The sequence below is a fragment of the Paenibacillus sp. D2_2 genome (assembly GCF_031199965.1).
Classification (GTDB): domain Bacteria; phylum Bacillota; class Bacilli; order Paenibacillales; family Paenibacillaceae; genus Fontibacillus.
The window spans coordinates 67,501-92,458 of record NZ_CP133605.1 but is presented as its reverse complement, the minus strand read 5'-3'; the positions used below and the strand labels follow the sequence as shown (position 1 = coordinate 92,458).

At 48.0% G+C, this 24,958-nt stretch carries 19 protein-coding genes, 8 tRNA genes, 1 rRNA gene and 5 pseudogenes (1 of these 33 cut by a window edge); 4 read left to right on the top strand and 29 right to left on the bottom strand.

Annotated features, from left to right (window positions below; all coding sequences use genetic code 11):
• Positions 1-25 precede the first annotated feature (25 nt).
• The 3 genes from RE628_RS00490 to RE628_RS00480 are packed head-to-tail and all read left to right on the top strand — an operon-like array spanning position 26 to position 1,748.
• Positions 26-463 (top strand): hypothetical protein, encoded by a 438-nt coding sequence (locus RE628_RS00490; RefSeq protein WP_309156913.1) that lies wholly within the window; start codon positions 26-28, stop codon positions 461-463.
• Complete coding sequence (locus RE628_RS00485; protein WP_309156912.1) at positions 430-1,149, top strand: sensor histidine kinase; 720 nt, start codon at positions 430-432, stop codon at positions 1,147-1,149. Before RE628_RS00490 ends, RE628_RS00485 begins: the two co-directional genes overlap by 34 nt.
• Positions 1,146-1,748 carry a response regulator transcription factor gene (locus RE628_RS00480; RefSeq protein ID WP_309156911.1) on the top strand — a complete coding sequence of 201 codons (603 nt, stop codon included), beginning with the start codon at positions 1,146-1,148 and terminating at the stop codon, positions 1,746-1,748. Before RE628_RS00485 ends, RE628_RS00480 begins: the two co-directional genes overlap by 4 nt.
• Positions 1,749-1,857: 109 nt before the next feature.
• Here RE628_RS00480 and trxB read toward each other — a convergent pair.
• The 13 genes and pseudogenes from trxB to RE628_RS00415 form a co-directional block, all read right to left on the bottom strand.
• Positions 1,858-2,806: pseudogene (gene trxB, locus RE628_RS00475) on the bottom strand (thioredoxin-disulfide reductase).
• Positions 2,807-2,930: 124 nt separating this feature from the next.
• Positions 2,931-3,581, bottom strand: coding sequence for a helix-turn-helix domain-containing protein (locus tag RE628_RS00470; RefSeq protein ID WP_309156910.1), 651 nt, complete (start codon positions 3,579-3,581; stop codon positions 2,931-2,933).
• Positions 3,545-4,666 (bottom strand): tetratricopeptide repeat protein, encoded by a 1,122-nt coding sequence (locus RE628_RS00465; protein ID WP_309156909.1) that lies wholly within the window; start codon positions 4,664-4,666, stop codon positions 3,545-3,547. The genes RE628_RS00470 and RE628_RS00465 overlap by 37 nt, the downstream gene beginning before the upstream one ends.
• A gap of 460 nt (positions 4,667-5,126) precedes the next feature.
• Complete coding sequence (locus RE628_RS00460; RefSeq protein WP_309156908.1) at positions 5,127-6,074, bottom strand: ribose-phosphate diphosphokinase; 948 nt, start codon at positions 6,072-6,074, stop codon at positions 5,127-5,129.
• Positions 6,075-6,156: 82 nt separating this feature from the next.
• Positions 6,157-6,993, bottom strand: coding sequence for a histidinol-phosphatase HisJ (gene hisJ, locus RE628_RS00455; protein WP_309156907.1), 837 nt, complete (start codon positions 6,991-6,993; stop codon positions 6,157-6,159).
• Positions 6,994-7,011: 18 nt separating this feature from the next.
• A pseudogene (gene hisIE / locus RE628_RS00450) lies at positions 7,012-7,712 on the bottom strand (bifunctional phosphoribosyl-AMP cyclohydrolase/phosphoribosyl-ATP diphosphatase HisIE).
• Positions 7,709-8,467, bottom strand: coding sequence for an imidazole glycerol phosphate synthase subunit HisF (gene hisF, locus RE628_RS00445; RefSeq protein WP_309156906.1), 759 nt, complete (start codon positions 8,465-8,467; stop codon positions 7,709-7,711). The pseudogene hisIE and the gene hisF overlap by 4 nt, the downstream one beginning before the upstream one ends.
• Before the next feature lie 42 nt (positions 8,468-8,509).
• On the bottom strand, positions 8,510-9,247 hold the full coding sequence (gene hisA / locus RE628_RS00440) for a 1-(5-phosphoribosyl)-5-[(5-phosphoribosylamino)methylideneamino]imidazole-4-carboxamide isomerase (protein ID WP_309156905.1): 738 nt from the start codon (positions 9,245-9,247) through the stop codon (positions 8,510-8,512).
• An 88-nt stretch (positions 9,248-9,335) separates the two neighbouring features.
• Complete coding sequence (gene hisH, locus RE628_RS00435; RefSeq protein ID WP_309156904.1) at positions 9,336-9,968, bottom strand: imidazole glycerol phosphate synthase subunit HisH; 633 nt, start codon at positions 9,966-9,968, stop codon at positions 9,336-9,338.
• 2 nt (positions 9,969-9,970) lie between these two features.
• Positions 9,971-10,585, bottom strand: coding sequence for an imidazoleglycerol-phosphate dehydratase HisB (hisB, locus tag RE628_RS00430; protein ID WP_309159319.1), 615 nt, complete (start codon positions 10,583-10,585; stop codon positions 9,971-9,973).
• 114 nt (positions 10,586-10,699) lie between these two features.
• Positions 10,700-11,909: pseudogene (gene hisD, locus RE628_RS00425) on the bottom strand (histidinol dehydrogenase); the annotation flags it as partial.
• A 97-nt stretch (positions 11,910-12,006) separates the two neighbouring features.
• Positions 12,007-12,634 (bottom strand): annotated as a pseudogene (gene hisG / locus RE628_RS00420) (ATP phosphoribosyltransferase).
• Positions 12,635-12,727: 93 nt separating this feature from the next.
• Positions 12,728-13,882: pseudogene (locus RE628_RS00415) on the bottom strand (ATP phosphoribosyltransferase regulatory subunit).
• Positions 13,883-14,144: 262 nt separating this feature from the next.
• On the opposite strand from RE628_RS00415, the gene RE628_RS00410 reads away from it, so the two are divergent.
• Positions 14,145-14,780, top strand: coding sequence for a LysE family translocator (locus tag RE628_RS00410; protein ID WP_309156903.1), 636 nt, complete (start codon positions 14,145-14,147; stop codon positions 14,778-14,780).
• A 161-nt stretch (positions 14,781-14,941) separates the two neighbouring features.
• Here the strand turns inward: RE628_RS00410 and RE628_RS00405 are convergent, their stop codons facing one another.
• The 16 genes from RE628_RS00405 to RE628_RS00330 all read right to left on the bottom strand — a co-directional run.
• Positions 14,942-16,162 (bottom strand): acyltransferase, encoded by a 1,221-nt coding sequence (locus RE628_RS00405; RefSeq protein ID WP_309156902.1) that lies wholly within the window; start codon positions 16,160-16,162, stop codon positions 14,942-14,944.
• Between the two features lie 206 nt (positions 16,163-16,368).
• The gene (locus tag RE628_RS00400) at positions 16,369-16,887 is read right to left on the bottom strand and encodes an acyltransferase (RefSeq protein WP_309156901.1); all 519 of its coding nucleotides are present in this window, start codon (positions 16,885-16,887) and stop codon (positions 16,369-16,371) included.
• Complete coding sequence (gene ppaX, locus RE628_RS00395) at positions 16,888-17,538, bottom strand: pyrophosphatase PpaX (protein ID WP_309156900.1); 651 nt, start codon at positions 17,536-17,538, stop codon at positions 16,888-16,890.
• A 9-nt stretch (positions 17,539-17,547) separates the two neighbouring features.
• The gene (gene lgt, locus RE628_RS00390; RefSeq protein WP_309156899.1) at positions 17,548-18,603 is read right to left on the bottom strand and encodes a prolipoprotein diacylglyceryl transferase; all 1,056 of its coding nucleotides are present in this window, start codon (positions 18,601-18,603) and stop codon (positions 17,548-17,550) included.
• Positions 18,604-18,614: 11 nt separating this feature from the next.
• Positions 18,615-19,556, bottom strand: a complete 942-nt coding sequence (gene hprK / locus RE628_RS00385) for an HPr(Ser) kinase/phosphatase (RefSeq protein ID WP_309156898.1) — start codon at positions 19,554-19,556, stop codon at positions 18,615-18,617.
• Between the two features lie 246 nt (positions 19,557-19,802).
• On the bottom strand, positions 19,803-20,924 hold the full coding sequence (locus tag RE628_RS00380; protein WP_309156897.1) for an ABC transporter ATP-binding protein: 1,122 nt from the start codon (positions 20,922-20,924) through the stop codon (positions 19,803-19,805).
• Between the two features lie 125 nt (positions 20,925-21,049).
• Positions 21,050-22,156, bottom strand: a complete 1,107-nt coding sequence (locus tag RE628_RS00375) for a PucR family transcriptional regulator (RefSeq protein WP_309156896.1) — start codon at positions 22,154-22,156, stop codon at positions 21,050-21,052.
• Between the two features lie 218 nt (positions 22,157-22,374).
• Positions 22,375-22,447: transfer RNA gene (locus RE628_RS00370), tRNA-Lys, on the bottom strand.
• Positions 22,448-22,454: 7 nt separating this feature from the next.
• Positions 22,455-22,539: transfer RNA gene (locus tag RE628_RS00365), tRNA-Tyr, on the bottom strand.
• 40 nt (positions 22,540-22,579) lie between these two features.
• Positions 22,580-22,652, bottom strand: a tRNA-Phe gene (locus tag RE628_RS00360).
• A gap of 81 nt (positions 22,653-22,733) precedes the next feature.
• Positions 22,734-22,810, bottom strand: a tRNA-Asp gene (locus tag RE628_RS00355).
• A gap of 15 nt (positions 22,811-22,825) precedes the next feature.
• Positions 22,826-22,901, bottom strand: a tRNA-Thr gene (locus tag RE628_RS00350).
• 13 nt (positions 22,902-22,914) lie between these two features.
• Positions 22,915-22,990 (bottom strand) — tRNA-Val (locus RE628_RS00345).
• A gap of 9 nt (positions 22,991-22,999) precedes the next feature.
• Positions 23,000-23,076: transfer RNA gene (locus RE628_RS00340), tRNA-Met, on the bottom strand.
• 33 nt (positions 23,077-23,109) lie between these two features.
• A tRNA-Ser gene (locus RE628_RS00335) sits at positions 23,110-23,201 on the bottom strand.
• 63 nt (positions 23,202-23,264) lie between these two features.
• Positions 23,265-24,958 (bottom strand): 23S ribosomal RNA (locus RE628_RS00330); it runs 1,236 nt beyond the window's last position.

Here is a 24,958-nt window from a genome sequence, read left to right as displayed (position 1 = left end):
TAATGCGTAGGAAGGAGTTCTCTGAATGTTCCCTAGAAAATACGGATTCTTCCCTTATATATGGCTGATATATATCATCATGCCGATCATCAACATTCAGAATGAATCCGGGATCAAGCTGATTATCGGTTACTTGATGATTGGCTTGTTCGTCCTAAGCTATCGTCAATTGTATTGGGTCACTGGGAGAAGCTTCTTCTATTGGCTTGGTCTTCAGATGCTGATCATCCTCATCATGAGTGTGTTCTACAGCTTCTACAATCTCTACATGGGCTTCTTCACCGCCAATTTCATCGGCTGGTACACTAATAAACGAAGGTTCAAGATCGCTATGATCGTCTTCTCCGCCGTTGAATTATTACCGGCACTTTTCCTATTAAAGCAGCTGTCGATTAATGAGATGCTGTTCAGCATCCCCTTTTCCTCATCATGCTGGTCTCACCATTTGGCATTAGATCTATGAATCGGCGGCAGCAGTTGGAGAAAGAGCTGAGTCAAGCCAACGAGCGAATCAAGGAGCTCGTCAAGCGGGAGGAGCGGGTTCGCATTGCTCGTGATCTACATGATACGCTGGGCCACACTCTGTCATTGATCATACTGAAGAGCCAACTCGTTGAGAAAATGACGACCAAAGACCCGCAGCGTGCCCAGAATGAGGCGCGGGAAATCTATCAGACCTCACGGGCCGCATTACGGCAAGTGAGAGAGCTTGTCTCCGATATGAGAGCCATCACTGTTGCCGAAGAGTTGACGGAGGTGGCCGAGATATTACAAGTGGCCAATATCAAGCTAGAGATCGAGGGAGATGCGAGACTGGAGGATGTCGCCCTCTTAACACAGAACATTATTAGTCTCTGTATCAAAGAAGGTACTACGAATATCGTCAAGCACAGTCAGGCTACTCATTGTCGTATTTCCATAACAAGAACAGACCGGAAGATCACGGTTCAAATCGAGGATAACGGGATCGGTCCCGCACAGCAGGATCAGGAGGGCATAAGGTACGGAAATGGATTGAATGGGATGTGTGAACGACTGTCTCTTATTGAAGGCTCCTTGTCTGTAGCTACCAGCGCTAGACAAGGAACGACTATGACCATTACAGTGCCTCAGATTATTAAAGAACGGGAAGATGGTGAGACAGCATGATCAAGACTCTTATTGCAGAAGACCAGCGTCTCCTGCGGGGAGCCCTAGCTTCACTGCTTGATCTAGAAGATGATATAGAGGTCGTTGGACAGGCATCAGACGGTGCCGAAGCACTGGAGCTGATCTTCAAGCTTCAGCCGGATATCTGTCTCATGGATATTGAGATGCCGCAGCTTAGTGGTCTTGACGTCGCAGAAAAAATAAAGGCTCAAGAGCTTCCATGCCGGGTCATCATCCTAACGACCTTCGCCCGCCCCGGTTATTTTGAACGGGCGATCAAGGCGAACATACATGGCTATTTATTAAAAGACGAGCCTAGCGACAGACTGGCTGAGGCGATCCGCCGCGTCATGGCAGGACATCGTGAAGTTTCACCGGAGCTCATCTTCGGTAGCTTGCACAATGAGAATCCATTAACAGCCAGGGAGATCGATATTCTCAAGCTAGCCGCCCAAGGGCAGAGCGCCGCAGACATCGCTAATTCTTTACATCTATCTCATGGTACAGTCCGCAATTATATTTCGGAAATCATTAACAAGCTAGAAGCCAAAAATCGGATGGAGGCTGTACGGATCGCCGAAGAAAAAGGCTGGATATAAAGGTTGTTCTTAAAAATAAATCCGTGTTCAAAAGGCCGGTTTTCAGTACCGAAGCTTATGCTTCCGACGTGCGTTTAAAAGCTGACTTTTTGAACTACCTCTTATCGCACTAGAGCATCTTGCTCCAATCATGGACCATATCCCCATCCAGATACTTCTCACAATCCATCGCAGCCATACAGCCTGAACCTGCAGCTGTAATCGCCTGACGATAGCGCGTATCCTGTACATCGCCGCAAGCGAATACCCCCGGATACTGGTCCTGGTTGTACCCGGTGCAACGACAATGTAGCCATGTTCATCTGTCTTCACGGTGCCTTCCAGGAACTTCGTATTCGGAGTGTGACCGATGGCGACGAACACCCCCTCAGCTTCGATCAATTCCTCCTGTCCGTTCGCATTATTACGTACCTTCAGGCCAATCACGGTGCCTCCATCATCTGTAACCACCTCAAGCGGTATCCGGTTAAGCGCCCACTTCACCTTCTCATTCTCTCGCACCCGATCCTGCATAATCTTAGAGGCGCGCAGCTCATCGCGACGATGAACTACCGTCACGCTTGAAGCGAACCGGGTCAGGAACCCTGCCTCCTCCATCGCCGAATCACCGCCTCCGACGACGATAATTCTCTTGCTGCGGAAGAAAAAACCATCACAGGTCGCGCAGGTACTGACCCGCGCCCGACATTATCTTGCTCGCCCGGAATACCAAGGTATCTCGCAGAGGCGCCGGTAGACACGATCACCGTCTCCGCTGTAAGCTCTTCCCCATCTTCCAAGACAAGTCTCAATGGCTCGCCTGAGAAATTGACCTTCTCCACCCACCCATTTCTGAACTCCGCACCAAAGCGCTCGGCCTGCTTGCGCATCCGATCCATCAGTTCCGGTCCCATAATGCCTTCAGGGAAACCAGGGAAGTTCTCCACCTCTGTCGTCGTCGTTAATTGTCCTCCTGGCTGCACCCCCTCGATCACTAGTGGATTTAGATTAGCACGCGCCAGATAGATCGCAGCCGTCAGGCCAGAAGGTCCCGTGCCTATAACAATTGATTTATACATTGCTATACCCCTCTCAATAAAAAAATTCATTCTTACAGGTTGTCTAACTCCTTATCCTATAGATAAGTTGTACATGTTAGACTCTATTTACCCATAAAAATGAATTGATTTATAAGATGATGATTCAATTGTTATTACACATCGGAAAGATCGTCTTCAACGCGTCCTTTTCCCCACATACCTCTTCAATCCGGCGGCAATACCTTCTTACCGTCGATGATGATATACCATAACGCTCCGCAACCTTCTCATAGGACATAGGGCGATGATTCATCTTCGCTGTCAAATATTCCAATGCCGCTGCCCAGCCTTCAATATGTGAAATCGATGGGGTATCAGGATAGGATAAGTTCAAATATTGCACCCATAATGATTCCAAATCATGCTGCTGCTGGATATCTGTATTGCTGCGCATCTGTTCACTAGCCAAATCCAATACGGCCTGCCACTCGTTCTTCCAGATCGGAAGCTGCGACGAAGTCCTGCTCGGGTCTATCATCAGAGTCGCCTCTCCCGTACATACAGGTAGCTCATAATTAACGCCGAGACTGCGTAATACGTATAACGCCAGATCCTTAAGATAGATATCTTCATCCGGCTCCAGCAGGAACGACTTCAGGGCCTCTTCCACTTCGTGATCACCTATAAGCCCAAAGGCTTGAATGACTTGAAGTTTAGTCCGATCATCTCCATAACGTAGAGCCCAGAAGAACGAGGATCGAACCAGCGGATTATCAGCTAGATCGACGGGACTCCTTCCCCCGGCAACTCCCATTGCTTAATCTGCTCCTCGAACGGGAGATGATAATGATAATGAACGGGTATCGGTCTCGTTCCAGATGTCATTTCTTCCATCCGACTTAAGTAATACTCGGGTACCTCACTGCCCGGGTCTAGCCTGCCTACATGACGCCAAAGCGTCTCCGCCTCAGTAAACCGCCCAATATTGCATGCAGCTACAGCTGTATAGTGATAAAGAGCCGGGTCCGACCTTAATTCATCATCCTTGAGCAGACGCCGGAAATGTCTATATGCCACATCATGTGCGCCAAGAACCCCCATCGTCGTCGCCAACTTAAATAGATGCTCTTGATGGAACGGGAAGATCTTACGGAGCTTCTGTTCAAGCTCCTTCAGTAATGTCGTCTCTCCCTCATGCTGGTACAGAATGGCTAAATTGCATAGGGCATGCAAATTTCCAGGTTCCTGCTCAAGCACCCCATATATCGTCTCAATAGCCTTAGAACATTTCCCCATATAATAATAGCCCAAGGCCAAATTGTTGCGCGCCGCCCAGAAATCAGGCTGATCCTCTACAATACTCTCCAGCAGCTTCACTGCTTCGGTGAACTTGCCCTGCTCCAGCAGCTCACGCGCCCGGTCATGCTCCAGTACACCCGCCAATGACTTGATCTTCGTTACCTTCGCAGGACGTTCCAATTCATATTGGAGCAGTTCCATCATTTCTTCAGCTTCGCCTAGAAACTGACCGTTCGGGTCCTCTTCCAAGTAAGTAATCAGTGCATTCTCCGCTTCTTCAAACATATCCATATTCGCATAATTATTTGCCATATAAAAATAGCACTCTGTCATCGTAGGATCGATCTTCTCCAAAATAACGGACAAGGCAGTGTTCGAATCCTCATAATTGCCCATCTCCGACAGGATGCCTGCCATATTGCAATGATTGACCGGATTATCCGGTTCATACTCTACTGCTTTGCGAAAATACTTCAATGCCTTGTCGTAGTGAAAACGATCCAACGAAGAGACAGCTCTCTCAAAAAAGAAGCCAGCATCCATAGATATAGGTAGCACTTTGGCTTGCTTGCTCCTCCCGGGTTGTTGATTCTCCTTCAAACAAGGCACCTCCTTCTATAATTCATTCTTTTAATACATGTTCAGATTAACATCTTCTAAACTATCCACCTCACAGTATAACACAGCCGACCCCGTCCTCCCATGAAAAATGCATTTGGAGAATTACGGTTGTTAACTGAAAAAGCATGTTAAATCAAATGTTTAGCGATTAGCTCAACATAAATGGTAAAATAATTATTGAACATATATTTATTAGAAGGAGTGGGATGATTTATGAATTTCGTGTGGGAGAATACAATTATTTCCTTGATCGCAATCATATTCTTACTAGCATGTCTTGGTGGATTGATGTATCTGCTCGTTACTAAGATCCGGAAATAGAAGGAGGAAGCTATAAGAGTAGCGGGGATTTTGAGAATCAATTACTCTACAATACCTGTATTCGATTTCAAAATAGATCATACCAGGTTTTACTGCAAAGCCAGGGCAAAGCGTCAGCTTATATCCCCTGGTCTTTGAACAGCGTAGCGATCGAGCCGCCATCTAGAATGTATTGCGTTGCCCGCGCCAACATAGGAGCTACGGGTAGGACAGTAACATGCGGACCATGCTGTTCCGGTTGAGCAATCGAGTCCGTAATGACCACTTGAGAGATCCAAGGATGACGAAGTCTCTTCTCCGCATGATCCGAGAACAGACCGTGCGTCGCACACACAATAGCTTCGCCTGCCCCGCGTTCCCTCAGTCCCTCAACCACATTCACTATCGTCGATCCAGTATCGATCAAGTCCTCAATAATGATGGGTGTATAGCCTGCAACTTCGCCAATCACATGCGTAATGACCGATTCGTTATGGGCCGGACGCTTCTTAATCATAATCGCGAACGGGGCATCAAGACCGCTGGCCAACTTCTCTGCCATAGAGGCCCGTCCCGCATCCGGGGATACGACGACCGGATTTGAGATATTCTGTGACTTCAAATAGTCTGTCATTAAATCCAGCGCGGTCAAATGATCAACGGGAATGTTGAAGAAACCCTGGATCGCTGCCGCATGCAGATCTATAGTTACAACCCGGCTCGCCCCGGCTGTAGTAAGTACATCGGCTACCATCTTGGCCGAGATCGGCTCACGCGGAGCCGACTTGCGCTCCTGCCTCGCATAGCCGTAATAAGGCATTATGATATTAATCGTCCGGGCCGATGCCCGCTTAGCAGCATCGATCATCACGAGCAATTCAACGAACAGCTCATTGATCGGATGCGCCAGAGATTGGACCAGGAACACATCGCAATTGCGAATGCTCTCTTCATAATGAACGTAAATCTCGCCGCTTTTGAAGCGGGATAAGGTGATTCTACCTGGTTCAACCCCCAACCGCTCACAGATTTGCCGCGTTAGTACGGGGTTGGAAGAGCCTGAAAAAATTCGTAACTTGCCTTCCATAATGCCCTCCTAGAGTCATTGAATTGCATGCCAAAAACTATAAAGTTTCTAACACTATTATGTCACTACTGTCGAACATTATTTATAACCGCTCTTGAGACTGCAGTGGTACCATCACCCTCCGCCGCTGTTCGAACGTTGCCAATTCACGAATACCCAGATCGTACAATGCGCTGCGAGCGATATTCAGATTCTCGCTCAGCTTCATTGGGTCGTGAGCATCAGAGCCGACCGTCAACGGAATGCCCAACCCTATCGCACCCTTCAATATTCGATCACTAGGGAACATCTCCGCGCATGGCTTCGTTAATCCCGAAGCATTCAACTCCATCGCTATACCAGCCTCGGCAACCGCAGCTAGAGTCAATTGCTCAAGTTCGATTATCTCCTGCTCACGCCCCTGCCCCGGCTTATAATTGAACCGCTTGATCACGTCCAAATGACCCATGATATCATAGAAACCTGTTCTGGCCGCTTTCTGTACAGCGTCATAATAGGTTTGGTATACCTTAAATACGTCTCGCCCTTCCCAATGATGAACTTGGCGGAAATCCGAGACATCCCATTCCCCAAGGAAATGAACCGAGCCAATGACGTAATCCCATGGGTAATCATTGATAATCTTCTCGATTTTGTCCTCCCAGCCTTCAATATAATCAGCCTCGAGTCCGACCCGCACCGCAATTGAATTAGCATATTTCTGCTTCAGCTCAAATGCTTCCTCCACATAGCTCGGCAGCTCATCCAGTGGCATTGCCATCTCTGGATAATAAGTCTGCGGGTTCACATGCAAAAGCGGCATATGATCGGAGACCCCGATTTGGGACAACCCGATTTCAATACCACGCTGGATATATTCCTCAAGCGTTCCAATGGCATGCCCGCAGCGGGCATGATGCGTATGGTAATCTATAAGCATATTGCCTCACCTCCGCCTTTAATCGCGGCGCGGGCGCTCATGTCGGCGCTCCAGCTCGGTCATAATATCATCCAGTGGCAGATTTCTCTCCCGCAGCAGAACCAGCAAATGATAGATGAGATCACTTACCTCGTATCTTAACTCGTCGTTATCCTGATTTTTAGCAGCGATAATCGATTCTGCCGTCTCTTCTCCTACCTTCTTCAGGATCTTATCGATGCCTTTCTCGAACAGATAGGTCGTATAAGCCCCTTCAGGGCGCTCAATATAACGCTGGGCAATCAGACTCTCCAATTCGGCTAATACGGTAAAGCGACTGTCTGCTTCGGAGATTGTTGCTTCCAGCCCCTCTTGATCTGCAGCAGCCAACGTTCGATAGAAACAAGTTGTCTCACCGGTATGACAAGCTGGACCTTGCGGATTCACGAGTGCTAACAGTGTGTCCCGTCACAATCATAATTCAATGAGAGAATCTGTTGCGTATTACCTGAAGTAGCCCCTTTATTCCACAGTTCAGAACGAGAGCGGCTCCAGAACCAAGTTTGACCCGTCTCAATCGATTTCTGCAGTGACTCTTCATTCATATAGGCAAGCATCAGCACTTCCTTCGTAGCAGCATCCTGGACGATCACAGGGATAAGCCCATCCGCATCCCACTTTATATTCTGCTTCAGTTCCGTGATTGATAACGGCAATTGTAATGGCTGATTTATCGTCATCTTACTTCCACTCCTCTGGCCTTCAAGTCTGCCTTAAGCTCAGGTACTGCGATTTCCTTATAATGAAAGATCGTCGCCGCTAACGCAGCGTCCGCCTGCCCTTCCGTGAACACGTCATAAAAATCGGTCATTTTGCCTGCTCCGCCAGAAGCGATCACCGGTATGCCAACCTGACTGCTAACCGCCTTCGTTAGTGCAAGATCGAAGCCATCCTTGGTGCCGTCGGCATCCATGCTCGTGAGCAGAATTTCGCCCGCTCCCTTTGCTTCGGCTTCCTGGATCCATGCTATTGCTCTCATTCCTGTAGCCTTGCGGCCTCCATGGGTGAACACTTCCCAATCTCCCCATTCCGCATTGTACTTAGCGTCTACAGCCACTACAATACACTGCGAGCCGAATCTTCTCGCTCCATCTGAGATCAGCTCGGGACTTAATACAGCCGCTGTGTTGATGGCAATCTTATCAGCACCTGCCCTCAAAATCCGCTTCATATCATCTACCTGTGATATGCCTCCGCCTACCGTGAAAGGAATAGCGATCTCACCAGCGGTCTGACGCACTACCTCGATCATCGTAGCTCGGCCTTCATGGGAGGCAGAGATATCAAGGAATACGATCTCATCGGCCCCCTCTCTGTCGTAGAGAGCGGCCAGCTCTACCGGATCTCCAGCATCACGAAGATTCACGAAATTAACGCCCTTTACCACTCGTCCGTCCTTCACATCGAGGCAAGGAATAATACGCTTTGCGAGCATGTTCATCGCTCTCCTCTCCAATTACGGTATTGTTATCAAGCCTTACAATACTGAGACTGCCTGAATTGCCTCGGCCAGACCAATATTGCCGGTATAAAGCGCCTTGCCAACAATTGCCCCGCCGATTCCTTGCTTCGCATAAGCAGCCAGCTTCAACAGGTCATCTTGTACTGTCACCCCGCCGGAGGCAATCACGGTGCGCCCCGATACCTCAGCCAAACGGCGGATAGCTTCTACATTCGGGCCCTGCATCATACCGTCGCGCGATATATCGGTAAAAATAAACGTCTCGGCCCCTTTGGAGGCCAATTCTTTGGCCAGTTCCTCTGCCTTAACCTCCAATGTCTCCAGCCAGCCACGTGTGGCAACAAGTCCATCTCGGGCATCGATGCCGATCGCCACTTTATCGCCGTATGTACCCAGTACCGATTCAGTGAACTCACGGTCCTCAATCGCAGCAGTTCCGATAATAACCCGGCTAACTCCAAGTAATAGCAGTCGTTCTACGTCCTTAACAGAGCGCAGTCCGCCTCCAACCTGAACAGGAACCTGCACCGCCCGGGCGATCTCCCCAATTAACTGATCGTTCACCGGATGACCTGCCTTGGCCCCATCAAGATCAACCAGATGGATGAACTTCCCGCCCTGCTTCTCCCATGACTTAGCCACTTCAACCGGATTATCATTATATATTGTCTCCTGGCTATAATCGCCCTGAATGAGACGTACACATTTCCCATCTCGGATATCGATCGCCGGATAAATGATGAATGATGACATTTGCTTTCCCCCGCACTGGTTAGTTAAGATTTATATAAATGTTATAAGTTGAACTTGCCCATTCGTTCTCCATTGCACCTAGCATTAATCAGCTTATCACTGCACCTGACTCAACCATCGCGAGGAAATTCCGTAGCAACGCCATGCCCAGCTCACCGCTCTTCTCGGGATGGAATTGCATCCCGAACACATTACCGCGTCCTACGATCGCGGTAACTGGCTGGCCGTAATCGGTTACGGCCAGAAGGTCCTGCTCCCGCTCTGGCAGCACATGATAAGAATGGACGAAGTACACATGTCCTTCGTCAAGTCCTGCCAGGAGCGGGTGATCCGGCTGCTTGAACTGCAGCCGATTCCAGCCCATGTGCGGCACCTTTAGGCCGCTCTCTGGGCTGAAGCGCACGGCCCGGCCGGGCAGCAGCCCCAAGCCTTCGTGCGTGCCATGCTCTTCACTGGCGGAGAAGAGCAGTTGCATGCCGAGGCAGATACCGAGCAGCGGCTTGCCGCTGTCCACCGCCTGCCTCAACGTACCATCGAGGCCGGAGGCAATAAGCTGCTCCATCGCGTCGCCGAAGGCGCCGACTCCAGGCAGCAGAATGCCGTCCGCGGCCAGAAGTACAGCCGCATCACCGCTCACGACGGCCTCGTAACCGAGACGCTCAATGGCTTTGGCAACGCTATGTAAGTTGCCCATCCCATAATCGACAATCGCGAGCTTCATGACTAGAGAACTCCCTTCGTCGAAGGCACACCACTAACGCGCGGATCGATGCTCGTCGCCTCGTCGAGCGCACGACCCAATGCCTTGAATACCGCCTCGATCATATGATGAGTGTTCTGACCATAATGAACGATGACATGCAGCGTAATTCGCGCTTCCAGAGCCAGCTTCCACAGGAACTCATGCACAAGCTGCACATCGAAGCTACCTACGCGATCTGAAGGATACTCAGCCCGATATTCGAAATGCGGGCGGTTGCTGACATCGATGACTACCTGAGCCAGCGCCTCATCCATTGGAACGAACACGCTAGCATAACGTTTGATTCCCCGCTTGTCACCGAGTGCATTATACAGACATTGGCCCAGACAAATACCGATATCCTCCACCGTATGGTGATCATCGATTTCAATATCCCCGTGTGCCTGTACTGATAGATCGAACTGCCCGTGCTTCGTGAACAAATCTAGCATATGGTTCAGAAATGGAACATCCGTCTCCAATTCGGACTTACCGCTGCCATCCAGGCCGAAGCTCAGCTTAATCTGCGTCTCATTCGTGACACGACTGATCTCCCCTTGTCTTACTGTTACCGCCTTCTCTTCATTTGTCGCCATCGTATGCCCCACCTTTCCTTCTAATACAGTGCCAGATTGTAATCCTTCTTTGCGGAGCCGAACCTCAATTGCTCGGGCATGACCCTCCAACCCTTCACGGCGCGCCAGCTCCATAATGGTCTCTCCATTCGCGAGGAGAGCTTCCTTGCTATAGTAAATCAAGCTCGATTTCTTAATAAAATCATCCACGTCGACCAGGTGACGAGAAGCGAGCCGTGCCATTCGTCGGAATGATATGATTCGGTCCCGCAAAATAATCTCCAACCGGCTCTGAGCTGTACGGTCCCAGGAAAATGGCGCCCGCATTCTCGATCTTGCCAAGGTGGACGAGCGGGTCCTCCACAATCAATTCGAAATGCTCCGGTGCGAGCCGATTAATGACCGATATTCCCTCGTCGATCGAATCCACGATAATGATTGCCCCGTAATTCGCGATTGAGGCCGCTGCGATATCCCGGCGAGGCAGCTCTGCCAATTGACGCTCCACCTCAACCTGACAAGCGGATGCGAACGAGGCAGATGGCGTGACCAGAATAGCTGACGCCATCTCGTCATGCTCTGCCTGGGATAGCAAATCCGCGGCAATATACGCCGGATCGGCGCTATCATCGGCCAGCACAGCAATCTCGCTCGGACCGGCAATACTATCAATGTCTACGACTCCATACACTTCTCGCTTAGCCAAAGCTACGTAAATATTGCCTGGTCCACAGATTTTATCCACCGGAGCGATCGTATCCGTGCCGTAAGCCAATGCAGCAATCGCCTGTGCGCCGCCAACCCGGTAAATCTCATTCACTCCAGCCTCAGCAGCAGCGACGAGAATGTATGGGTCGATCCCTTCTTTACCGCCTGTCGCAGGCGGAGTTACCATGACGATCTCAGGGACACCTGCAACCTGGGCAGGGATGACGTTCATCAGTACGGAGGAAGGATAGGCCGCCTTGCCGCCAGGGACATATACGCCAACCCGCTTCAGCGGCCGGATGATCTGCCCAAGCAGACTGCCATCCGGCTGTAGATCCATCCAGGAGTTCCGCTTCTGTCTGGAATGGAAAGCACGGATATTCGCGGCAGCTGCAGAGATCGCCGTAACGAATGAGGGTTCTACGTGATCATAAGCGGCTTTAAGCTCAGCTTCAGTAACCCGCAGCGCTCCAGCATCCAGTCTCACCCTATCAAACTGCTCCGTATACCGGAGCAGCGCCGAATCACCTTCTCGCTTCACATCCGCGACGATCTGACGTACAGCTGTATTCTGCTCTACTGAGCCATACTCGACTTCCCGCTTCAAATCAAAATCCCGTGCCCTTACGATCTTCATCCTGGCTCCTCCTCATCAATACTGCTTCACATTCGTCCTGCTCATAGGGATTAATAGTCTCCTTCTGTCCATCCCAACCACTCTACCGAGCTTCCTGTTACCGTTCTATCACCAAGGCCAGAGCATCACATAGAGCCTGGATCTCGGCATTTTTCATCCGATAGCTGACCCGGTTAGCAACAAGCCGACTCGTAATCTCAAATATACGCTCCATTTCCACTAGTCCGTTCTCTCTGAGCGTCTGACCAGGTCTCAACCATATCCACGATCCGATCGGCCAGTCCGATCAATGGAGCAAGCTCAATCGACCCGTTCAGTTTGATAACTTCCACCTGCTGCCCCTGTTCCCGGAAGTATCGCGAAGCCACATTCGGATATTTAGTGGCAACCCGCTGATGAATACCCGGCTTCCAATCCGGCAGTCCGATAACCGACATCCGACAGCGCGCTATGCCAAGGTCCAGCAGCTCATATACGTCCCGATCTTCTTCCATCAGCACATCCTTGCCAACAATACCGATATCAGCTACACCGTACTCCACATAAGTAGGTACATCGACAGGCTTGGCGAGAATAAACTCCATACCGATCTCCGGCAATGGGATGACCAGCTTTCGGGTCTCATCCACATCGTTCGGGATATGGAAGCCCGCCTCTCTGAACAGTGCTGAAGCTTTTTTATAGATACGCCCTTTAGGCATGGCAACCTTAATGATCTCACTCATGAAGACCCGCCCCTCTCTCAGTACTGACTTATTGGGAAATAGATATCATCTCATTCTTGTCTAATCCTGCTTCAATCCTGAATGCCAGCCAATTTAGAAACTTACCAACGTAACAACGTAGTCTCCTGTCTCCAATTCATCCGGCCCAGATACAAGCCGCATCCGGACGCTTCTTCCTTCACCACGCAATTGCTCCGCCTCAACATAAGCCCTTCTGCGATTAGATGCATCATACTGCATCAATACAGGCAGTTCGAGCCTAACCTTCAACCCATCGACACCATCAAGAATTCGGTTCGTCTTAGAGAGAAGCCCGTTGCCGGAGCCGGGCGGCCAAATTGCTGCAGGAGCTTGTCATAGCGCCCCCGCCACAGACCGGGAAGCCGATATCAGCAGCGTATCCCTCGAAGATCAAGCCTGTATAGTATGAGAAGTCGCCAATCATCGTCAGGTCAATAATGACATGTCTAGCTACATCGAAATCTTCTAGAGCCTCCCACACCGCGCTCAAATGTTCGATCGAGCTCTGAACGAGCGAATTACGGCTCAGCTCCAGCGCCTCACGGCAAACTCCCTTGTCGCCGCGCAGCTTCAGAATCCCTGCTAGCTCGTCACGCTGGCCTGTCGATAGATCGAGTCGAGCCAACATTTCACGATAACCTACGAAGTCACGTCTCAGCAGTCTGTCCTTCAATTCCTGCTGTATATCCTCACGTCCTGGAATCGCTTCTTCCAGCAGACCATTCAAGAATCCAACATGCCCAAGTGCAATCTTGAAGGAAGATACACCAGCAGCTTGCAGAGACGCTACAGCGAGAGCTACCACTTCGGCATCCGCCTCTGCTGAATCGTCCCGACCAGCTCAACGCCCGTCTGATAGAACTCCGCTTCCTTGCCCGCTTCCTCCTCAATAGAGCGAAAGACATTCGCATGATAGGACAAACGCAGCGGTAAAGGTTCCTCCTTCAATAGAGAAGATACAACCCGGGCAATCGGCGTTGTCATATCGGAACGAAGAACCATCGTCGTCCCCCGATTATTAAGCAATTTGAACAGCTTTTGATCAGATGTAGAACTAGCTACCCCAACTGTCTCATAGTATTCCATTGTCGGGGTCATAATTTGGCGGTATCCCCAGCCAGCCATACAATCCAATACGCGCCGCTCAATCTCTCTCAGCTTATCTACTGCGAACGGCAAATAGTCACGTACACCAGCCGGTTTCTCAAAGCCCTTCGGTTTTGACAATGTCCTCACCTCTCGTCGCTTAACATGCATCCATTATAAGTTTATTCATTTTATCACATTAAAGTACTACCATACTACCAAAATAAAGAATATGGCATATCTTAACATACTCTCACTTGAACCGTCAACGGTGACTAAAGCTTGTCCATATCAGTAAGGATGCAAAGATCATAACGTTATTTTCATCAATATTGACATGAGTTTTTTTCTAGATTACAATTTTCCCTTTGTATATTCACAGCGGGGAGGCGGGAGTAGCAACATGTTTGGAATAATCAATTACGAAGTATTTTTGCTTTCAGGAATTCTCTTAAATCTAATTCCTGGCGCAGACACTATGTATATTGTTGGGAGAAGTATTTCACAAGGTAGAAAAGCTGGTATGTATTCCGTATTCGGTATTATTAGTGGTTCTTTGATCCATACTTTGTTGGTTGCGTTTGGTTTATCCATTATACTTACGAAATCGATCATATTATTCAATATTATTAAAATAGTTGGTGTTATTTATTTGGTCTATCTAGGAATAAGAATGTTATTGGATAAATCAAATTTAACTTTCAGTGCATCGGAATTAGATAAGCAACAGAACCTTAGAAAAACATATATTCAAGGGATGCTGACCAGTCTTACAAATCCTAAAGTATCTTTATTCTTCCTATCTTTTCTTCCACAATTTATTGATACAAAGGTCTCTAGTCCAATCCCATTCATCATTCTAGGGCTTACCTTTTCGTTCACTGGATTAATTTGGTGTCTGTTTATTGCTTATTTCTCCTCTTTTATCACCAAGAAACTAAGTATGAACCAAAGAATTGGTGCCTATTTAAGCAAACTAACTGGGATGGTATTTATCGGTTTAGGATTAAATTTACTTAGAACGAAAGCACCCCAATAAATTAGGCAAACATTCATACTTCGCTCAACTAGCGGAGAACGATAGATTATAACAATAATGGGGTTACATATTATTATTGATATATAATATGTAACCCCATTATTTGATCATAGCTTTTTTACATTTTAGACTTGATAAAAAATCCCAATCGGCTATAATTTTTAACCATTCATCTTCACCGTACGATCCTGACCTGGACGATGAGTGTCTGGTGTTTTCTTCTTTTTCTTTAATGAGTATGGAACACTGCCGAGGAATACGGATGCAAACGGAAGCCTTCTGAAGCAGAACTGCGTAAATAACCATGAGATAGCCAGAGCACAAGCGGAACCGCCGATAATGTACAGGAAGTACATCGCGGAAGCGCCTGGAATTGAATAATGATCTCTCAATTTACGATAGAAGAATAGAACTACCGGATGGAACAGATACACAGCAAAGGACAGCTCGCCTAATCGGGTAAGCGCCTTATTCCAAAATGCTGAACCTCTCCGTTGAATAAGGAACGATGCTCGCATCAGCACCAATGCCGACAGCAGCGTGTGGACATTCCACAGCATTTCAAACCATGTCGAATTTGGACTACTCCAATGCTGACGATAGGAGAACCAAATTTGCACATGGGTAAAAGCAACAGCCAACCAGCTTGCCCACAGCAGCCCGGTCCACATTTTCTGCTTGCCGGACATATCCTTCCAGTCGCTCTTAAGCCAGCCCTTGATATGTCCGAAGTAAATCGCTATCGCAGCACCCATGAAATAGTAGGCCATGTAGGATGGCGCATAGCTTCCTTTGTTAGGAATATGCAGATCGAACTTGTTCCAGAAATAGAAGCCCCATTGGAGCGCTAAACCCAAAGGTATGATCGAGGCAAGTAGTATTTTGCTCTTCCGGAACGACTGAAACAACCACAACACTAACGGGAACAAAATATAGAACTGAATACTGATAAATACAAAGTATAAATGAGTATAGGACGTTCCTGTAATCAACTTCATGCCAAGCTGTTGCAGCTCGTACATCTTGGAGTTGCTAAATAGCTGCCTATTATCCCAGTGGACCAATATAAAATAACAACAAGACACCAATATATAAGGAAGAATGATATAAGTCAGACGTTTCTTATAAAAATGACCGATTAGCTCCTTGTTCACGGGACGATCATAATAATTATAAAATAAGACAAAACTGCTCAGAAAAATAAAGCACGGAGTACCAATCTTAAAGAAAATATTCATCCAATTGTAAAAATAAAAGATTGATGAGTTAACGGCTTGCACTGTAGCAAATGATGAAGAGTGAACCTGTATTACACAGAAGATAGCCATCGCCCTGAATAAATCAAGTTGCGGCAGTCTCTCCTTTTTGATGCTTTGACTCACTGTATCAACTCCCAGTAATCATATTTCTATCGTTTTATTCCACTCATTATCATACCTTATATAGGACGAGTTGGGGAGATCGTTTGCAATATTACCTTATTTCCCACCTTTCAGCAGCCCTGTCTTACTATGCATCCCTTAATAATTTTAAATAAAAAAAAAGCAACTAGAACACCTGTCCAGGTTGCTCCAATTGCCTATTTATTTTATTCCTGACCAGCCGATTCGCGGACTCCCTCCGGGCTTTTACGCTCTATTTCACGCATTGGATTCCCACCTACGAAGGCTCCGGGCGCTACATCCTTGTGAACCACCGAACCGGCTGCAACAACCGCACCATCCCCAATCGTTACTCCCGGTAAAATCGTCGAGTTGGCCCCAATCATCACTTCGTCGCCAATATGAACTTCTCCGAGGCGATACTCGCGAATCAAATATTCATGGGCTAGGATTGTCGTATTATAACCGATAATCGAATTACGACCGATTGTCAGCTTCTCCGGGAAGAAGACATCCACCATAACCATCAGGCCAAAGGCCGTATGTTCTCCAACCTTCATCCCGAGAATATGGCGATAAATCCAGTTCTTCAGCGACAAGATCGGACAATATCTAGCGATTTGTATGAAGATGAAGTTTTTCACGCCCTTCCAGGGGCTTACCGTCCGATAGATCTGCCATAGCGCATTCGGACCGTTCACTGGATAACGCTCCACTTTCCTCACTTATTTATTGGCTCCCATCCCGACAAGATCATATAGATCGGTCATGTCATTAAGGATATAATCTGGATTATACTTTTGTAGCTCCTCAGCGCCCTTTAGCGACCAAGCTACTGCAGCGGAGCGCACGCCTGCCGCCTGGGCGGACTTCAGATCGGCTGCACTATCTCCGACCATCAACGTGCTAGCTGGGTCCGCATTCAATTGGTCCATCGCCGTCAGGATCGGTTCCGCATGTGGCTTAGGATGCTGCACATCCTCAACGGTAATAATCACATCCATATACGGTCTAAGACCAAATAGCTCGAGAGCCCGCATCGCCGTGAGCCGAATCTTCGTCGTCACTACGCCGAGCTTAATCCCGTTCTCATGCATCGCGCGAATGACTTCTAGGACATGAGGAAATTCTCGTACCAATTCATCATGACGTTCATTGTTATAAGAACGATATTCCTTCACCATATGGGCTACATCCTCTTGACCTGAAAATATCTGCAATTGTTCTTCCAGCGTCATGCCCATGTAGGGAATAATCTGTTCACGCGTATAGGGCTTGTCCATATGTTTGTCAATCACATGCATAAAAGTAGTAATAATCAACTCATTTGTATCTACGATCGTTCCATCCAAATCAAATAACACTGTGCGTATCATGCAGTCTATTTACTCCTTTTTATCCTCCGTACTGTCCGGCTCAGGTAGCGGCTTTGCTTCCTCAGCCGAGGTTGTACTGTTGTCTTGCTCAGCAGCAGTTTTAGCCGCTGGAGCAGGCATTTGCAGGGTAGCGCTATCGATTCCCGTAGCCTTAGTCGATACAATCGGATCGAGATAATGCGGCAAATTCGGAATCGTCTTGCGTCTTACAATTATGAATAAGACCGCAGCGACTACAATCAGAAGGGCCAACAATTGCGATATCCGCACATTCCCATATGACGGTGCCAGGTATCCCTGTTCAAATCCGATCCATTGCATCGGTGCCCACAGACCATTCACAAATGATGCCAGCCAAGCGGCGCCTTGGAAGGCCAGGCTATCCGTACGCAGTGCCTCAATGAAGAAACGGCCGATCGAATACCATATGAAATAGGAACAGAATAGTTCTCCGGCACGTAGAAATTTGCGTCTACGCAAGACTAAAAGTAGGAGCAATCCTACGAAGTTCCACACCGATTCATATAGGAAAGTCGGATGGCGGAAAATACCCTCCACATTCATTTGATTCACAATAAATGAAGGCAAGTGTAGATAATCTCTCAGGAATGTCTCCGTTGTCTCGCCACCGTACGCTTCTTGGTTAACGAAATTTCCCCAACGACCGATCAACTGACCGACGAGAAGTGACGGTGCGCAAATATCCGCTATTCGCCAGAAGTTATAACCGCGTTTCTTCACGAAGATCATGGCGCAAATAATAGCTCCTATAAGCGCTCCATAGATAGCTATGCCACCGTTCCAGATCTTAAAGACATCCCATAGATTATTCTTATAATCTTCCCACTTAAAGGCGACGAAATAAATCCTTGCCCCTACGATTGCAGATGGAACGCCGAACAGAAGCAAGTCCATAAAGAATTCCTGTGGGATTTTAAATCTCTTGCCTTCCCATATAGCGAAGAGCAAACCCATTAGTGCACCTGTTCCCAAGATCAAACCATACCAATGCACTGCCAAAGGACCGATAGAGAAGGCTATCGGGTTCAATAACAAGGTACCCATCGTTCACGCTCCTAATCTAAATCATCGATATCTTCGGCAATCGTCTCTGTTAGCTTCGATGTAAATTGCAAGGCTGCATTATAGCCCATCCGCTTCAAGCGGAAATTCATCGCTGCTACTTCGATAATGACTGCAAGGTTACGCCCTGGACGAACAGGGATCGTTACTAATGGTACGTCGGTATCGATGATGCGCGTCGTCTCTTCATCTAGTCCCAGCCGATCATACTGCTTCTCTTGCTGCCAGGCCTCAAGCTTGACGACGAGTGTAATTCTCTTATTGTTGCGGATCGCCCCTGCGCCAAATAGCGTCATAACATTAATAATACCTACGCCTCGAATTTCAAGCAGGTGACGAATCAATTCAGGAGCTGTACCATGTAGCTGATTGTCCGATGTCTGGCGGATTTCTACCGCATCATCGGCAATCAGACGATGACCGCGTTTTACCAGCTCAAGCGCCGTCTCGCTCTTCCCGATCCCACTGCTACCTGTAATAAGCATTCCTACACCATACACGTCAACCAATACGCCATGAATTGTGGCCGTAGGAGCCAGCTTCTTCTCCAGGAAGCTCGTAATACGGCTGGACAGAATTGTCGTAGCCATACTACTGCGCAGTACCGGAAGATTCTTCTCCGCACTGATCTCGATCAATTCCTCAGGTACCTCCCATGCTCTCGTTACAATAATACATGGGGTCTCCTCGCTGCTGCACAGCAGCTTCATCCGTTCCCGACGCTGCTCCATTGTCAATGTCTCATAAAATGCTAATTCGGTCTTGCCTAAGATTTGTACGCGTTCTGGTGGATGATATTCAAAATAACCAGCCATTTCCAGACCCGGACGATATAGATCGTCAACCGTGATCACACGTTTCAGCCCTTGTTCACCGGAAATGACCTCAAGTCCAAATTGACCCACCAATTCCGATACCTTAACTTTTTTTGCCATGGTGTTCTTCCTTTCCTACCAGCCATCCGACGCCAAAGTGTATTTACATCTTTGAACAGGATACCTATCGATTATGTTAAGCTGTCAACAAAAACCAATTTATACCGTGCTAATGTATTCATCGTAAATGAAAACGCCTCGTAAATCAATCACAGCTACGGATTGACCTCGCTCTATAAACAAAAAACCGTCCCGAGGGACGGCTCTTTGAGGGATAATCCGAGGATTACCATATGCATAAAAGAATTAGTTATAGAAAACGTTCTTTTCAGTTTCTTTGTCAAAGATATGAATTTTGTTCATATCGATAGCAAGTTTAACCTTGTCACCTTCACGAGTGTTGGAACGACCGTCAACGCGAGCGATCAAGGAAGAGGTACCTACACCGTTCAAGTACAATTGCATTTCGTGACCAAGGTTCTCTGTCAAATATACGTCTGCAGAGAGTGCAGTGTGTGGAGAAGCTTCCAGGAATACTGGCTCTTCATGAATGTCCTCAGGACGAATACCCATGATTACTTCTTTGCCTACATATCCTTTGTCCTTCAATACTGTAGCTTTACCTTGTGGAACTACTACGTTCAGGTTAGAAGTCTTGAAGCGAATTTCTCCGCCTTCTTCAGACAATGTACCATTCACAAAGTTCATCGTAGGGGAACCGATAAATCCAGCTACGAAAATGTTGTTTGGTTGGTTATACAATTCTTCCGGAGAAGCAGCTTGTTGAATGATACCGTCGTGCATAACAACGATACGGTCACCCATTGTCATAGCCTCGATTTGGTCATGTGTTACGTAAATGCAAGTGGTTTCCAAACGTTTAACCAGCTTTGTAATCTCCGCACGCATCTGACCACGAAGTTTAGCGTCCAAGTTGGAAAGAGGTTCGTCCATGAGGAACACTTGAGGATCGCGGACAATAGCGCGGCCCAAGGCAACCCGTTGACGTTGACCACCGGAAAGAGCTTTTGGTTTACGATCAAGCAAATGCTCGATGTCGAGGATCTTAGCAGCTTCGCGTACACGTTGATCGATTTCATCCTTCTTCACTTTACGAAGTTTCAAACCGAACGCCATGTTTTGATACACGTTCATATGTGGATACAAAGCGTAGGATTGGAATACCATCGCGATGTCACGGTCTTTCGGAGCTACGTCATTCACGACGCGGTCGCCGATATACAATTTACCTTCTGTAATTTCTTCAAGACCAGCGATCATACGAAGAGTTGTAGATTTACCACAACCGGAAGGACCTACGAGTACGAGGAACTCCTTATCTGCGATATCAAGGTTAACGTCCATAACGGTTGCTTTATCAGCACCTGCATATTTCTTGAAAATGTGTTCTAAGCGTACGCCTGCCATGTGATTTCCTCCTAATAATAAATGATTTATGAACTATCTTTGCTTAAATGTAATCGGATACAACTTCTGTATATATAGTAACCTATAAGCCTAACAAACTGCCATCCACAAACTGCACAAAAATATTAAAGCCTTTTCGTAACTTTATACAATAGGATTCTGAGCTTGACCAAAACCGCATTCTGAAAGCTCCTAACATCAAGCCCGGTCTCCTGTTTGAACTTATCAAGCCGGTACAGTAAAGTGTTACGATGTATATACAAGCGCTTTGCTGTCTCGCTTACATTACAATCCAGTTGAAAGAAGGTCTCCAGTGTAACCAGCGTCTCTTCATCCTCTAGCAGATGGGAGTTGACCCCATTCTCCTCTATGAATTGTTGCCGCCGATCATCCGGTATGTGATAGATAAGTCGTTCGAGTTCCAAATCCCAAGGCAGGTGGATATGCTCTGATACCTGAAAGATCCGCCCAAGCAATAGTGTCTCCCGTAAAGCGATCAACGTCGGTAAAAGGTGCTCCTGGCTGATCTGTTTGTCCCCTACAGCTAAGCGGAATCCTCCTCCACCCCATTCATTGGCAATCAGCTCATACAAACCCTGACAAAGAGCACCTAACATATCACGTTCTGTCTCAATCCCCTCATTGCTCTCATCCTGTACATCCAGCAGCAGCTCCTCCCGAACCAAAACAAGCCATGACTTAGTCATGGGAACGAGAACAACCTCACCCCCAAAATAACTGCGAAGCAATTTATATAGCTTGGAAAATGGTACTTCCTGATTCGTACGATCCTCAGAGCTCAACAGGAAAGGGAATAAATTTTCCGTCAGCTTGGGCTTCATCGCCATATCATCTGGAACAGTATTCTGTATATTACCGCTATTAATTTGCTCTTGCAGCCATTTGCCCAGCTCTATACTGCGGGATTCCTCATCTCGTTTTGAGGGATAGGGATGATGATTCGACTTCTCACGGTTCGCAGACAGTAGAAGGTCGATCAATCTAATTTCCCGTTCAGTCAATGGAGTTTCGGACTCAAAAACATAAACCTTGGAAGAATCAGTTTTCCATAGCCATCGAGGCTGGTCGTGCAACTCAGTCATCCCGGAAGAAGGTTGATCCAAGCTCTTGTCATTTACTAAGCCAGTCCAATTCTCTTGATCCATCTCTAATAAAGATAAGGATGATCCTATAATCTCTTCTAACTGTCGCTTCAGCTCTTTAATATCCATAGCTAAGTTGCCTCTCTGATCTATAGGTTTTGATTGTATGAATTTATTGTATCACAAACAAGGCCACAAAAATTTTCTCCAGTTTATCATTGAAATCACAAAACTCAATATTGCCGAATCTTATGCTTGATATGCAAGAAAAACGAATGTAGAGATGGATATGAAGAAAAACCCTTTCCGAGTAGTAACTTACTACTTGGAAAGGGTTCTTGTTGAGATGAGCCATGAAGGACTCGAACCTTCGACACCCTGATTAAAAGTCAGGTGCTCTACCAACTGAGCTAATGGCTCAAATAAATGGTGGAGGCTGATGGATTCGAACCACCGAACTCGTAGAGAGCAGATTTACAGTCTGCCGTGTTTAGCCACTTCACTAAGCCTCCATATATGTGAGCTTCAGGCTTGTCCTGAAACTTACAAAAGTGGCTCGGGACGGAATCGAACCGCCGACACGAGGATTTTCAGTCCTCTGCTCTACCGACTGAGCTACCGAGCCATATGTAATTTGGTCAAAAAAATAAAGGGGTAAGTATTGATAACTTTCCCACTTCATTGTGGAAACATGCATTGAATTAAATGGCGGAGCCGACGGGATTCGAACCCGCGGTCTCCTGCGTGACAGGCAGGCATGTTAGGCCTCTACACCACGGCTCCGCGCTGTGAAACAAATGGTGCCGGCGAGAGGACTTGAACCCCCAACCTACTGATTACAAGTCAGTTGCTCTACCAATTGAGCTACACCGGCATATGAAGTTAAATGGTGGAGGCTAACGGGATCGAACCGCTGACCCTCTGCTTGTAAGGCAGATGCTCTCCCAGCTGAGCTAAGCCTCCAGGTAAATATGGTAGCGGCGAAGGGAATCGAACCCCCGACCTCACGGGTATGAACCGTACGCTCTAGCCAGCTGAGCTACACCGCCACATTAATTATATATTTATAGCTTGTATAGAAATGGCGGAGAGAGAGGGATTCGAACCCTCGCACCGCTTACGCAGTCTAACCCCTTAGCAGAGGGTCCCCTTATAGCCACTTGGGTATCTCTCCAAAGCCATAAATTCAAGGTTAATCCTTGAAAACTGGATACGAAACTACATTTGCATTTTAATATTGGATAAGCCCTCGACCGATTAGTACCTGTCAGCTCCATACATTGCTGCACTTCCACCTCAGGCCTATCAACCTCGTCGTCTTCAAGGGGTCTTACTAATTGGGAAATCTCATCTTGAGGGGGCTTCACGCTTAGATGCTTTCAGCGCTTATCCCTTCCGCACTTAGCTACCCAGCTATGCTCCTGGCGGAACAACTGGTACACCAGCGGTGCGTCCATCCCGGTCCTCTCGTACTAAGGACAGCTCCTCTCAAATTTCCTACGCCCACGACAGATAGGGACCGAACTGTCTCACGACGTTCTGAACCCAGCTCGCGTACCGCTTTAATGGGCGAACAGCCCAACCCTTGGGACCTACTTCAGCCCCAGGATGCGATGAGCCGACATCGAGGTGCCAAACCTCCCCGTCGATGTGGACTCTTGGGGGAGATAAGCCTGTTATCCCCAGGGTAGCTTTTATCCGTTGAGCGATGGCCCTTCCATGCGGTACCACCGGATCACTAAGCCCGACTTTCGTCCCTGCTCGACTTGTCAGTCTCGCAGTCAAGCTCCCTTTTGCCTTTGCACTCTTCGAATGATTTCCAACCATTCTGAGGGAACCTTGGGGCGCCTCCGTTACTCTTTAGGAGGCGACCGCCCCAGTCAAACTGCCCGCCTGACACTGTCCCCGTACCGGATTACGGTACCAGGTTAGAACTCCAATACGATCAGGGTGGTATCCCAACGGCGCCTCCACCGAAGCTGGCGCTCCGGCTTCCTAGGCTCCCACCTATCCTGTACAAATCGTATCAAAGTCCAATATCAAGCTGCAGTAAAGCTCCATGGGGTCTTTCCGTCTTGTCGCGGGTAACCTGCATCTTCACAGGTATTAAAATTTCACCGGATCTCTCGTTGAGACAGCGCCCAAGTCGTTACGCCATTCGTGCGGGTCAGAATTTACCTGACAAGGAATTTCGCTACCTTAGGACCGTTATAGTTACGGCCGCCGTTTACTGGGGCTTCGGTTCATAGCTTCGGGTTACCCCTAACCACTCCCCTTAACCTTCCAGCACCGGGCAGGCGTCAGCCCGTATACTTCGCCTTGCGGCTTCGCACAGACCTGTGTTTTTGCTAAACAGTCGCTTGGGCCTTTTCACTGCGGCCCCCTCGTGCTATTCACACTACCGGGGCACCCCTTCTCCCGAAGTTACGGGGTCATTTTGCCGAGTTCCTTAACGAGAGTTCTTCCGCGCGCCTTAGAATTCTCTTCTCGCCTACCTGTGTCGGTTTGCGGTACGGGCACCTTCACCTGGCTAGAGGCTTTTCTTGGCAGTGTGAGATCATGACCTTCGGTACTATAAATTTTCCCTCCCCATCACAGCCTAGCCTTAACGATGTGCGGATTTGCCTACACATCAGCCTCACTGCTTGGACGAGCATCCATCAGCTCGCGTCACTACCCTCCTGCGTCACCCCATTGCTCATAACGGCTTACGGTGGTACAGGAATTTCAACCTGTTGTCCTTCGATTACGCCTTTCGGCCTCACCTTAGGTCCCGACTTACCCTGAGCGGACGAACCTTCCTCAGGAAACCTTGGGCTTTCGGCGGATCAGATTCTCACTGATCTTTTCGTTACTCATACCGGCATTCTCACTTGTATGCAGTCCACCAGTCCTTCCGGTCCAACTTCAATCCGCATACAACGCTCCCCT

Excerpts from the sequence above, each read along its gene's own strand:
- hprK (WP_309156898.1), bottom strand. The coding sequence starts at position 19,556 with ATGGCAAAAAAAGTTAAGGTATCGGAATTGGTGGGTCAATTTGGACTT.
- lgt (WP_309156899.1), bottom strand. The coding sequence starts at position 18,603 with ATGGGTACCTTGTTATTGAACCCGATAGCCTTCTCTATCGGTCCTTTG.
- ppaX (WP_309156900.1), bottom strand. The coding sequence starts at position 17,538 with ATGATACGCACAGTGTTATTTGATTTGGATGGAACGATCGTAGATACA.
- hisJ (WP_309156907.1), bottom strand. The coding sequence starts at position 6,993 with ATGCTTATAGATTACCATACGCATCATGCCCGCTGCGGGCATGCCATT.
- hisF (WP_309156906.1), bottom strand. The coding sequence starts at position 8,467 with ATGCTCGCAAAGCGTATTATTCCTTGCCTCGATGTGAAGGACGGACGA.
- RE628_RS00485 (WP_309156912.1), top strand. The coding sequence starts at position 430 with ATGCTGGTCTCACCATTTGGCATTAGATCTATGAATCGGCGGCAGCAG.
- RE628_RS00490 (WP_309156913.1), top strand. The coding sequence starts at position 26 with ATGTTCCCTAGAAAATACGGATTCTTCCCTTATATATGGCTGATATAT.
- hisH (WP_309156904.1), bottom strand. The coding sequence starts at position 9,968 with ATGAAGCTCGCGATTGTCGATTATGGGATGGGCAACTTACATAGCGTT.
- RE628_RS00470 (WP_309156910.1), bottom strand. The coding sequence starts at position 3,581 with ATGGGAGTTGCCGGGGGAAGGAGTCCCGTCGATCTAGCTGATAATCCG.
- RE628_RS00410 (WP_309156903.1), top strand. The coding sequence starts at position 14,145 with ATGTTTGGAATAATCAATTACGAAGTATTTTTGCTTTCAGGAATTCTC.
- RE628_RS00375 (WP_309156896.1), bottom strand. The coding sequence starts at position 22,156 with ATGGATATTAAAGAGCTGAAGCGACAGTTAGAAGAGATTATAGGATCA.
- hisB (WP_309159319.1), bottom strand. The coding sequence starts at position 10,585 with ATGGCGACAAATGAAGAGAAGGCGGTAACAGTAAGACAAGGGGAGATC.
- RE628_RS00380 (WP_309156897.1), bottom strand. The coding sequence starts at position 20,924 with ATGGCAGGCGTACGCTTAGAACACATTTTCAAGAAATATGCAGGTGCT.
- hisA (WP_309156905.1), bottom strand. The coding sequence starts at position 9,247 with ATGTCATCATTCATCATTTATCCGGCGATCGATATCCGAGATGGGAAA.
- RE628_RS00460 (WP_309156908.1), bottom strand. The coding sequence starts at position 6,074 with ATGGAAGGCAAGTTACGAATTTTTTCAGGCTCTTCCAACCCCGTACTA.
- RE628_RS00480 (WP_309156911.1), top strand. The coding sequence starts at position 1,146 with ATGATCAAGACTCTTATTGCAGAAGACCAGCGTCTCCTGCGGGGAGCC.